The sequence below is a fragment of the Staphylococcus sp. 231237_7MaSpsaltlick genome, assembly GCF_043107035.1.
The window spans coordinates 572,939-584,477 of the sequence record NZ_JBICNX010000001.1; the positions used below are offsets into that span (position 1 = coordinate 572,939).

General features: G+C 33.1%; 10 protein-coding genes. 2 read left to right on the top strand and 8 right to left on the bottom strand.

Going from position 1 to position 11,539, the window contains the following annotated elements:
• Nucleotides 1-1,200 (bottom strand): MFS transporter, encoded by a 1,200-nt coding sequence (locus ACF91D_RS02825; protein ID WP_069793190.1) that lies wholly within the window; start codon nt 1,198-1,200, stop codon nt 1-3.
• Between the two features lie 358 nt (nt 1,201-1,558).
• On the opposite strand from ACF91D_RS02825, the gene ACF91D_RS02830 reads away from it, so the two are divergent.
• Complete coding sequence (locus tag ACF91D_RS02830; protein ID WP_101050245.1) at nt 1,559-2,218, top strand: hypothetical protein; 660 nt, start codon at nt 1,559-1,561, stop codon at nt 2,216-2,218.
• Between the two features lie 175 nt (nt 2,219-2,393).
• Here the strand turns inward: ACF91D_RS02830 and ssuE are convergent, their stop codons facing one another.
• Both ssuE and ACF91D_RS02840 read right to left on the bottom strand, forming a co-directional pair.
• Nucleotides 2,394-2,933, bottom strand: a complete 540-nt coding sequence (gene ssuE / locus ACF91D_RS02835) for an NADPH-dependent FMN reductase (RefSeq protein ID WP_039067470.1) — start codon at nt 2,931-2,933, stop codon at nt 2,394-2,396.
• Between the two features lie 173 nt (nt 2,934-3,106).
• On the bottom strand, nt 3,107-3,496 hold the full coding sequence (locus tag ACF91D_RS02840) for a DUF1398 domain-containing protein (protein WP_039067471.1): 390 nt from the start codon (nt 3,494-3,496) through the stop codon (nt 3,107-3,109).
• Between the two features lie 203 nt (nt 3,497-3,699).
• Between ACF91D_RS02840 and ACF91D_RS02845 the strand changes: the two genes are divergently transcribed.
• A complete protein-coding gene (locus ACF91D_RS02845; protein WP_039067472.1) occupies nt 3,700-4,935 on the top strand; it encodes an ArgE/DapE family deacylase in 1,236 nt (411 codons plus the stop codon).
• Nucleotides 4,936-5,062: 127 nt separating this feature from the next.
• Here the strand turns inward: ACF91D_RS02845 and argB are convergent, their stop codons facing one another.
• The 5 genes from argB to ACF91D_RS02870 all read right to left on the bottom strand — a co-directional run bounded on the left by argB (nt 5,063) and on the right by ACF91D_RS02870 (nt 11,488).
• The gene (gene argB / locus ACF91D_RS02850; protein WP_039067474.1) at nt 5,063-5,824 is read right to left on the bottom strand and encodes an acetylglutamate kinase; all 762 of its coding nucleotides are present in this window, start codon (nt 5,822-5,824) and stop codon (nt 5,063-5,065) included.
• A gap of 12 nt (nt 5,825-5,836) precedes the next feature.
• Nucleotides 5,837-7,075: a bifunctional glutamate N-acetyltransferase/amino-acid acetyltransferase ArgJ gene (gene argJ / locus ACF91D_RS02855; RefSeq protein WP_327620996.1), complete on the bottom strand. Its 1,239-nt coding sequence runs from the start codon at nt 7,073-7,075 to the stop codon at nt 5,837-5,839.
• A 23-nt stretch (nt 7,076-7,098) separates the two neighbouring features.
• Nucleotides 7,099-8,130: an N-acetyl-gamma-glutamyl-phosphate reductase gene (gene argC / locus ACF91D_RS02860; RefSeq protein WP_039067477.1), complete on the bottom strand. Its 1,032-nt coding sequence runs from the start codon at nt 8,128-8,130 to the stop codon at nt 7,099-7,101.
• 39 nt (nt 8,131-8,169) lie between these two features.
• Nucleotides 8,170-9,363 (bottom strand): ornithine--oxo-acid transaminase, encoded by a 1,194-nt coding sequence (rocD, locus tag ACF91D_RS02865; protein WP_039067478.1) that lies wholly within the window; start codon nt 9,361-9,363, stop codon nt 8,170-8,172.
• A 481-nt stretch (nt 9,364-9,844) separates the two neighbouring features.
• Nucleotides 9,845-11,488 carry an APC family permease gene (locus ACF91D_RS02870; RefSeq protein WP_327620997.1) on the bottom strand — a complete coding sequence of 548 codons (1,644 nt, stop codon included), beginning with the start codon at nt 11,486-11,488 and terminating at the stop codon, nt 9,845-9,847.
• Nucleotides 11,489-11,539: the final 51 nt, after the last annotated feature.

The window sequence follows — 11,539 nt, forward strand, 5'->3', positions numbered from 1 at the left end:
TTATTTAATTATTTTACTTGAATATCTAATACCAATAAAACTTAATAAGGCTATTATTACTCCCCCTGAGGTAAAGACTCCACCTAGAGTAATCAAAGGAATAACCAAACTGATAACTCCTAAAGATAGAGTGTCTGCAGCGTAATTGGAGGTTGATGACAGGCTGAAAACTTTACCCATTAAATGGTTGGGTGTCTTAGTTTGTATTGCTATAAATCTTGTTAAGCCCTCTACAGACTGACCAACCCCGACTAGTATAGCGGCTACATATAATACTAATGTATGAGGGAACATACCAATGATTAGTAACCCTACTCCCCAAATAAAAACGCCTAAACTAAATTTGAAAATAATATATTTTTCAGATAAAAGCCCTACTATTAATGAAGTAAGTAAAGATGCTACTCCAAGGAAAAAAGTGGCGAGGCCGTATACTCCAACACCTTCTTCCAATGATTTAGCAATAAATAAAGGTAAAGCAACTCTCCACACGCCTGTATTTATAAAGATACATAAGAACTGTATGATTATAATATATGGTATTTCTTTAGACCTTTTAATGAACTGCCAAGATTCGGAAAAATCTTCTTTTGCATTTGTTTTCTCAGAAGTTTGGCTAGGCTTATATTTTATTAAAGCATTTGCTATGAATCCTAAAAATAACAAAAGGCTACAGGTATAAAATATTCCAACATTTCCTACAAGTATAACTAACACACCTATTAAAGCAGGTAGTATAATATTAGAACCTCGTTGCAAGCTATCTATTAATGCGTTACTCGTTGATAGGCTTTCTTTTGAAACGATTTCTGGTAACAGCGCTCTAAAAGCAGGGTCTGTAAAACAATTTAGTATCGTGATTACTGTCGAAATAATTAATAAAGTTATGTAATTTAGTTGTCCTATTAAGGATAGCAAAGGTATCGATAAAATTATGAATGCTAAAATTAAATCAGATAAACAGAGTATTTTCTTCTTATTATGTTTATCAGAAAATGCTCCCCCAAATATGCCAAACAAAATAAAAGGAAGCGTTTGGCTCATTACCATTATTGATAATTTCCAAGACGAGTTATTAGTTAAATCAATAGTAAACCAAATTAATTGTAAAGAAAACAGAACAAAACAACTACGTCTAAAAAAATTACCCGTTAATAAGTAAGTAAAATCTTTAATTTTCAAAATATCTACATACGTCACTTTTATCACCTATTTTTAATAATTGAATAGACTTACTTATTCATTTCGAAAACAAATTATACTTACATCGCGAAGGCTTAATAATAACTCTGTCGCTTTTAAATTTTATTATTACTATACTCTTTTTAAAATCATATTTATACCTTTAATTAATTTTAAAAAAATATTTAAAAATTAATTCACTACTGAAAATAAAAGTAGGTTGTTTTTTATAGAGTTAATATCAACTACACCAAATAACATTTCAAAAAATTTAGGTTTTATAAATTCTTAATATTATCATCAACGTAATTATTTTGATAAAGTACAGTTAAATCATTATATATATATGGGTACTACGTGGGGATGGGATATGCATATGAAATTTGAAAGTATAACGTTATTAACGTCAGAATTGGAAGAAACAAGACAGTTCTACGAGGAAACATTAGAGTGTCCAGTTGAAATCATTGACGAAGAGGCTTTTATGGTTCAAATAGGTGAAACAGAATTACATTTTAGAGATACACATAATAACAACCAACCTTATTATCATTTTGCGATTGATATTCCTTATAATCATTTTTATGATATGAAAGACCATTATCAAAATATTTTATTTTTGTTGATGGAGAACAAACAACATACAACTTATTTTGAATCTTTTGTAGCACATTCTGTTTACTTTAATGATCCTTCTGGAAATATTGTCGAATTAATTGCTAGAGTCTCTAACATGACAGAAGAACCTGAATTTTCAAGAATTAGCGAGATTGGTTTTGTATGCAATGATACAGAGTCTATCTATCAAGCTTTAGCACAATATCATTTGGAAACACATGAACAGAAACAGTTTGTACCTGACGCCTTGAATTTCCTAGGAGACACACGTGATGAAAGTTTTATTTTATTAACACCTGAAGATAGACGGTGGTTCTTTTCTGAAAAGACATCAACCGCCTTCCCAATAGAAATTAAAACGCAACAATTTTATTTAACTTATGATCACTTTCAACAATGGCATTTAACGCCATCATAATTATGACATAATAAAAACGACATGCATAAGTGGGAAATCAGTATCTTTGATTTCCCACTTATGCACGTCGCTTTTTATACAATTTAAGATTTTTCTAGACTTGTCTAATTAAAATTAACGATTATCTCAACATATATGTCCCGTATATTAAATACTAAGCATATGAGACATCAATTTATTCCGTCACTTGAGCTTTATCACTGACAAACTTTTTTAACGTTTTGTTCAGTCCATCTTTCGCTTCTTGATCATAGCCATATGTCCCATCTTCATTTGCAGTAATATGCTTATCTAAAATAAATCTACCTTTATGAATCGTATCTGCACCTAGCTCTTTAATCACTGGGTCTAAGCTATACTGAATTGCCAGTACATGTGCGAATGTGCCACCTAATGCTAAAGGTAATACAGTTTTCCCAGTAAATGCACCTCGTGGTAATAAATCGAGATAAGTCTTAACTATACCTGAATATGCTGCTTTAAACACTGGGGATACGATGATAATGCCATCTGCATTTTCAATTTTTTTGTGCGTTTCATTAATTGAGTCGTTCGAAAAATCTGCTGTAATTAATGCTTCAGCATCAAGCTGATGGACATGAATGACTTCAGTATCAATTCCTACACCATTCAAATATTGTTCGGCATAATCCACAACTCCGGTTAAACGTGATTGTATTTTATTGCCACCTGCAATAATAGCTACACTTGTCATATTAATGAACCCCTTCCCATAACTTGCTATAACCTCACTATAATAAACTACATATAAATATGCTGGATTTGTTATGATAATTATTCTATGAGCCTAGCGTATCATCAATGATTAATGCTGTCATAATATTCGTCTTAAAAACTTATCTCTTTCCTTATATCCCATAAAAATCATTATTCTGGAATCTGCTCGATAATAACAATTTCATTATTTAAATTTATGTAAGCACATGTCCCAGCGTCAATACTTATATGCCACTTATAAACTCCTGATTGCGCCATTGCATCACAAAAGGTTGGGAAGTCTGTTTCACCTGCTTGATGTTGTACCAATGCTTCTTTCACTTGCTCTTTATCTGTATGTTTTGCTATAGGTACAGTACTTTTCACACCTGTATCTATAATTTGTTCTCCATTTTGATGCGTATATACTGTTGTTCCAATTTGAATATCAACTGTATTAATCGTTATTCCCATTACTTTAAACGCTTTAAATAATTTTGGAAAATCTACACCAGTATATTGTTGATGTGCTTGATGAATTGCAGACAATGAAAAAGTCATAATGTTTCTCCTTAGTATCTTGTTTTTTATTATCATATCTTTAAAAGTTTAGTAAAACAAGATTTTTTACAACTAAATACTACGTAATAACTTTACACAAAATAAATAAAATTATTATAAGATTTTAAATAAAAGTCCTTTTGCTTATCAAATTAAATTGCCAGATGTATAATTGTGATAGTTTTTAAAAGGAGTGGTATGTTATGAGTACATTTTCCAACGAAGAAAAAGTACAAATTTTATCTGATATTGTGGCAATGAACACAGTAAATGATAATGAAATTGAAGTGTGTGAATATTTTCAAAAACTATTTGCACAACACGGTATTGATTCTACGATTGATAAAATTGACGACCGTAGAGCTAACTTAATTGCTGAAATTGGTGAAGGACAACCTGTTATCGGTATTTCCGGTCACATGGATGTTGTTTCTGAAGGTGATCATAGTCAATGGACTTACGAGCCATTCACATTAACTGAAGACGATGGTTTCTTATATGGACGTGGCGCTGCAGATATGAAATCTGGTCTTGCCGCTTTAGCCATTGCACTAATTGAAATCAACAATACACAATCATTAAAACAAGGACGTATTAAATTCTTAGCAACAACTGGCGAAGAAATGGAGCAACTTGGTTCACAAAGTTTATACGAAAAAGGTTATATGGACGATGTTGAGGCACTTGTAATAGCTGAACCATGCCAAGATATGATGGTTTATGCACACAAAGGCTCAATGGACTATCGCATAAAATCTCACGGTACATCCGCACATAGCTCAATGCCAATCCTCGGCTTTAACGCAATTAAGCCCTTAATCGAATTTATTCAAGATATAGATGCTTCTTACAATAAAATTTCTAAAGAAGTACAAGGCAACGCTTTAGATTTCACTCACTTTATAGATAGAATGAAACAATCCCTACCTGCAACATATGCTGCAGAAGAAATTGAAAATGCCCTACAAGGCCTTGTAATCACAAATACTTTAATTAAAGGCGGCGTTCAAGTCAATTCTGTACCAGAAGATGCAGATGCAGACTTCAATATTCGTACAATCCCAGAGTATAATAACGATCAAGTTAAAGCATTGTTTGACGATACAATTGACAAACATAATGCTAAAGGTGCTAAATTAGAAAGTGATTTATACCTTGATTTAGACCCTGTTTTGACTACAGGTGAAAATAGCTTAATCGATACTGCTCAAGCAATTGCTAAATCAGCATTTGATAAAGATTTCATTGCGGCTCCAATCGGTGGCGTTACAGATGCTTCTAATTTATTACGTGGCAAAGATGAAAACTTCCCATTCCTAGTATTTGGTCCTGGTGAAAAACCACATCAAATTGACGAACGAGTTGAAAAATCAATGTACTTCAAATTTATTGATTTCTATACAGACTTATTAACTACTTACACAAACAACCATAAATAGAATAAATCATTAAATATGAAAAAGGGCTTAACTCTTATGTATTATAAGACTTAAGCCCTTTTTCATATTCTTTATGCTATTACATATATTAATAATCTACTTACATTTATTTATTGGAAATGTGTATCTATTGTTGTATTGTTGTGCCTACATTTTCACCATCTTGTAATTTTTTAATAATATGTGCTTCACTTCCTGCTGCAATCACAACTTTTTGACAGCCAAGTTCAATTGCTTGGATTGCGTCTTGTACTTTAGGAATCATCCCTCCATATATCAATTCTTGATCGATAAAGCACTGAATACGTTCTGCGTTCAACGTAGACTGTACTTCTTTATTAATTAAAACACCTGGAATATCACTTAAAAGATAGAGAGGCGCATTAAGTGCTTGTGCTATTTTATAAGCTAATGTATCCGCGTTAATATTATATAATTGTGACGTTGCTTGGTTCATACCAATTGAAGCAATGACTGGAATAAATTGGTCCGTTATTTTATCAAATACAGATGTATTTATATCTTTGGGTTCACCTACATATCCATATTTCTCGTCTAGTGGCGCTACATCAAAAAGTTTAGCATCTATACCATTCATACCAATACTTTGTATATTAGATTGATTAATTTTACTTACTAGACCTGGGTTTACATTACCTACTAATGTCTGGCTTGTTATTGACAATACTTCATCTGTCGTAACTCTCAAACCATCTTCAAATAAAGGCGCTACACCTTGTTGCTCTAATGCTTTATTTATAAATGGACCACCACCATGCACAATGATTGGTTGGTAGCCTTGTTCCTTTAATTTAGAAATATCCTCAATCGTCGAAGCATGTAGATTAGTTAACGTGCTACCGCCTATTTTTATAACAATATAACTCATACGATACACTCCTTACGTTCTATACGATGCGTTAATGCGCACATATTCATATGATAAATCACAACCATATGCTGCCGCTTCACCATCACCGTTTCCAACTGAAGCTTCTATTACAATGTTATCTTCTGTTAAACGTTCTTTTAATAATTCCTCATCAAACTCTAAATGAATACCTTGTTCTAATACTGGTAACTGACAAAAAGAAACATTTGTCTCATTTGGTTCTACAAATTGTGATGCGTAACCTATTGCGTTTACAATTCTGCCAAAGTTTGCGTCTTCACCATGTATAGCCGTTTTGACTAAATTAGAAGATACAATGCTTTTAGCAATCTTTTTTGCTTCTTTAACATTAGGCGCACCTGTTACTTTTGCAGTAACTAATTTCGTAGCACCTTCGCCATCTTTGGCAATTGATTTCGCAAGGTATTGACTTACAAAGTTGAAGGCATATACAAATTTATGCCACTCTGGATGTAAAGCATCAATTTTACTATTGTTCGCTTGTCCATTAGCCATACATAGTACCATGTCGTTTGTACTTGTATCACCATCAACCGTAATCATATTAAACGATTGATCCGTTGCTTGTTTTAGACAATAATCCAAAGTATCTTCATCAATATTAGCATCAGTTGTTATAAATCCAAGCATTGTTGCCATGTTTGGATGTATCATACCAGAACCTTTAGCACTACCGCCAACGGTAACCGTCTTACCATCAATTTCAACTTGTACTGATAAATGTTTAGTCGCTGTATCTGTTGTCAAAATAGCTTGATTGAAAAATTTACTATTATTATATTCTTCTTTCAAAACATGCTGTGTACCATAATGAATTTTATCCATAGGTAGAAACGCACCTACAACCCCTGTTGATGCAACACCAACGTTTTGTTGATCAATATTCAAATGTTCTGCTACCCAAGCTTGTGTATCTAGCGCATCTTGCATTCCTTTTTCACCTGTACATGAGTTTGCATTCGCTGAATTAACCACAATTGCTTGTAATGTTTTATTAACGTTAATACTATCTTCAGTTATTTTTAAAGGCGCTGCCTTAAAACGATTTAGTGTATATACACCTGTAGCTGTTGCTTCTGTAGTCGAGTAAATCCAACCGAAATCTTTTTTCTTTCTTCTTAATCCTGCATGAAATCCGCCGGCGATATATCCTAAAGGTGAACTTACATCACCTTGTAAATCTATATTTAATTGGTTTAACGTATCAATTGTTTCAATATCTATCATCTTCTCTCCCCTTTCAAATTAGTTTATGGATATACTGGTGTTTGAGTTAATCCTGTATTTTCGTTCCATCCATACATTAAATTTAAATTTTGTATTGCTTGGCCGCTTGCCCCTTTAACTAAATTGTCAATTACCGATACTATAATTGCACTTTGGCTTTCTTCATCGACATAAATCCCTATATCACAAAAATTACTGCCATATACTTCTTTTGTTTTAGGGTAATTGCCAAGATCTCTAATTCGAACAAATGGTTTATCATCATAATATCCTGTGAAAATTGCATGTAAACCTTCATTAGTTACATGTTGATTAAGTTTTACATAAATTGTTGATAAGATGCCTCTTGTCATCGGTACAAGATGTGGGGTAAATACTACTTTTATATTTTCATTTGCTAGCTTTGAAATATACTGTTCTATTTCAGGTTTATGTTTATGCTTACCTATCGCATAAGCGCTAAAGTTTTCATTCATCTCTGAATAATGGACATGCTGTGCTAATGATCTTCCAGCGCCTGAAACACCAGTCTTGGCATCAATAATAATAGAATCATTGTTAATTATTTGTTCGTCAACAAGTGGGTGTATCGCTAACAATGTAGCAGTAGGGAAACACCCCGGATTTGCAACTAATTGCGTATGGTTTTGTTCAATATTTGACCATTCTGCAATACTGTAATTGGCTTTTTCTAATTGTTCTTGTGGTGCTGCTGATTCACCATAGAATTGTTTATATACAGATCTATCACCCAATCTGAAATCACCAGATAAATCAATAACTTTTATATTTCTTTCAATTAATGATGGTGCTAAACCTTTACTTATATTAGAAGGTGTTGCGAAGAATACAACATCACAATCAATCTGCTCACTATTCAGTGCTTCATATTGATGTGTTAAGTGATTCAAGTGAGGAAATGTTTCTTTGATTGGTTCATCAATTTTTGAATGTGAGAATATATATTTAATATTTACATATGGATGATGTGTTAATAACCTAATTAATTCAATCGCTCCATAACCACTGCCTCCAACAATGCCAACATCTATCATGACGTTCATTCCTTTCTGAATATTCGGTCTTTTATAATACTATTTTCCGCTTTTTTCTAATACTTCAGTGATGACACTGATCACTTTATCAATTTCTTGTTCATTAATAACTAGTGGTGGCGCAATACGAATAATATTACCTTGGGTTTCTTTACATAACACACCTTTTTCAATCATCTCTAAACAATATGGTTGCGCTGCTTCTGTTAGTTCTATTCCGATAAATAATCCCCTACCTCTCACGTCAGAGATGATGTTACTATCTATAAGTTGCAATTGATTTAATAACTTTTGTCCAAGTTTTGCAGAATTCTCTATTAGCTTTTCTTCAATTAGCACATCTAATGCAGCCATTGAAACCGCACAAGCAAGTGGATTTCCTCCAAATGTGGAACCATGTGTACCTGGTGTTAATACATCCATGACATCATGATTAGCTAATACTGCCGATATTGGGTATAGTCCTCCGCCAAGTGACTTACCTAGTAAATAGATGTCAGGTTCTACACCTTCCCATTCCGTTGCAAACATTTTACCTGTACGTCCAAGGCCGACTTGTATTTCATCTGCAATAAATAACACATTATGTTCATCGCATAATTTGCGGACTTCTTTGATAAAATTATCAGGAGGAATATTGACGCCACCTTCACCTTGAATAGGTTCTAATATAATAGCTGTTGTATTCTTATTAATTAAATCTTTCAAATGACTTAAATCACCAAAGTCAGTGTAGTGAACGTTATTTAATAAGGGACCAAAACCTTGTTTATAACTTTCTTGAGAAGACAGCGATAAAGCGCCTAACGTACGACCATGAAAGTTTCCCTTCATCGCAATAATTTCACCTTCACCATCATTAACACCTTTTATGTCTGTGCCCCATTTACGAGCAATTTTAATTGCTGTTTCAATAGCTTCGGTGCCTGTATTCATTGGAAGAACCTTTTCTTTATTAGCAAGTGAGCATATCTTTTCTTCCCATTTTCCTAGATTATCACTATATAGAGCACGAGAAACCATTGTTATTTTTTCACTCTGTTCTTGAAATGCTTTTATAATTTTAGGATGACAATGCCCTTGATTGACGACTGAGAAACCCGAAACACAATCTATATAACTATTGTCTTCTACATCCCATACTTTAGCGCCACGACCTTTAGCCAATGCTAATTTTAGCGGGCTATAATTGTTCGAACTATACTGATCTGTTAGTGCAAATAAATCGTTCATCAAAAATCCTCATTCCTTTTATATTTATTCTTAAAACTGAATTAATATTCATATATGATACGCTTATTTTTTCTATTAGTCAAAGGTTTTTTTGAATTTTTACACTAAAAAAATATTTAAAACCTTGATTTATCGCAATAAAAATATAAGTTATCTAAATTTTCAAAATAATTAGCGTGGGGTGATTTAATAATTTATATGCATTTATTCTGCATAATATATAGCATACCGTTAAATTGTACTCAAATGAAATTGCGTTAGTTTGTTGCGCAAAACGTTTCAGACTACCGTAACACATAAAAATAATAAAAAAGGCGAGCACACGAATTAAAAAATAATTTATTTTCGTATGCTTGCCCCCACAAAGTTGACTTGTTTCTCTATAGTTTCAGACAAATTTAAAGTTAAATGATCATTAATAGTAATGTGCCATTAAGTCATCGTTAAAACTCTTTTGTTATATTATTTCTAATTAGTTGAATCAATCTTCTGTTGTTTGTGCTATTTTATGTTTCTCTCGTAAATCCTCACGCATATCTTCATTTATTTTCTTAGCACGTTTAAAATAAATACTTTCAAAATAACTAGACGTAGCAATTTTATAAAATATTAGTGCGATGACGATAATGACTATAAAATCATACGGATAATGAATCCAGTTCATACCTTTAAACTCCTTACTTCCTATAAATGATAAGAAAGCAAGTACAATAAGGTATAAAATAATCCACAAACTACCTCCGATTTGTTTCTTAGTATTTTTCCAATTCATTTTATATTCATAAAAGAAGTAAATTGGTAAACCTAGAATAATAATAAAGATTACTTGTGCAGTTGTCGGCCACATCGCCCAATAAATCGCTAGCGATGCCATAACAAAGGAGAATGGTGCCATAAATTTCAGTAAGTTTGCACGAAACGGCCTATGCATATTAGGAGCCATTTTCCGTAATGAAATAACTGTGGTCGGACCAGTTAAATAGGCCACTAGTGTTGCTGTTGATATAACACTTGCTAATGTCACCCAATCTCGGAACAATGACACCATTACCATGCTAATAATGGCATTAAAAATAATAGCCACACGTGGGATTTTATATTTTTCATTCATTTTTCCTAAAAATTTAGGGATGTGACCATTTTTTTCCATTGCGCGTAGTACACGACCAGTCACCGCAACAAATGATACGCCTGTACCAAAAGGTGAAACAACAGCTTCTATATATAACAAAATAGCTAACCAATTTAAGCCTAAAAGAATGGCCATATCAGCAAATGGAGAGTTAAAGTTAATGCCACTCCAACCATTTTCATGAAGCATGTCACTAGGCATTGATGTAATAAATGTACTTTGAAGCACTATGTATAGCACCGCACTTAATGTTAGTGAAATAGCTATGCCTCGCGCGATATTCTTTTCGGGTTTTTGTATTTCTGACCCCATATTAATAATCGTTTGGAACGCATTAAAAGAAAAGATGATTCCAGAAGCAGTGGTCGCTGCAAATATCGGTGCTGAACCATAAGGCATAAATTGACCTACGGTATGCCCGTAATTACCTGAATCGAATCCAGAAATCATTAACATAATAATCGTCAATAAGGGCACACCTAATTTAAATATTGAAATTAAACTTGTAAATGAGGTTAACAGTTTAACTGACCAATAGTTCAATAACGAAAAGATAATAATAATCACAAACACTGCCATTAAACCAGCGTTGCTTATAGAACCATCTTTCATTAAGCCTGTGGTGAATTTTGCCCATGACCATGGCCAAGAGCTCATATATTGTACTGCTGACACTGCTTCGATGGGGATAATTGTTACTAACGACACCCAGTTAGCCCAAGAGGCAATAAACCCTAACAACGAACCATGTGTATATTGCGCATAATTACTCATTCCACCAGATTGTGGAAACATCGTACCTATCTCTATGTAGTTATAAGCAATTGATCCAATGACTACAAAACCTATAATCCACGAGATAATTGCAGCTGGGCCTGCTATAGATGAGGCTTCCCAAGCACCGAACAACCAACCAGAACCAATGAGTGACCCTAAACCTAGCAATACCAACTGCGGTAAATTAATCTTATTACTTTCATCCTTTTGTTCCATAATTACTCCTATTTAAACGTCTTTTATATCATACCAAGGAAATGTAAAGTT

What these genes read in the sequence shown, in the direction of transcription:
- ACF91D_RS02830 (WP_101050245.1), top strand. Translation starts at nt 1,559, where the DNA reads ATGAAATTTGAAAGTATAACGTTATTAACGTCAGAATTGGAAGAAACA.
- ssuE (WP_039067470.1), bottom strand. Translation starts at nt 2,933, where the DNA reads ATGACAAGTGTAGCTATTATTGCAGGTGGCAATAAAATACAATCACGT.
- ACF91D_RS02840 (WP_039067471.1), bottom strand. Translation starts at nt 3,496, where the DNA reads ATGACTTTTTCATTGTCTGCAATTCATCAAGCACATCAACAATATACT.
- ACF91D_RS02845 (WP_039067472.1), top strand. Translation starts at nt 3,700, where the DNA reads ATGAGTACATTTTCCAACGAAGAAAAAGTACAAATTTTATCTGATATT.
- argB (WP_039067474.1), bottom strand. Translation starts at nt 5,824, where the DNA reads ATGAGTTATATTGTTATAAAAATAGGCGGTAGCACGTTAACTAATCTA.
- argJ (WP_327620996.1), bottom strand. Translation starts at nt 7,075, where the DNA reads ATGATAGATATTGAAACAATTGATACGTTAAACCAATTAAATATAGAT.
- argC (WP_039067477.1), bottom strand. Translation starts at nt 8,130, where the DNA reads ATGATAGATGTTGGCATTGTTGGAGGCAGTGGTTATGGAGCGATTGAA.
- rocD (WP_039067478.1), bottom strand. Translation starts at nt 9,363, where the DNA reads ATGAACGATTTATTTGCACTAACAGATCAGTATAGTTCGAACAATTAT.
- ACF91D_RS02870 (WP_327620997.1), bottom strand. Translation starts at nt 11,488, where the DNA reads ATGGAACAAAAGGATGAAAGTAATAAGATTAATTTACCGCAGTTGGTA.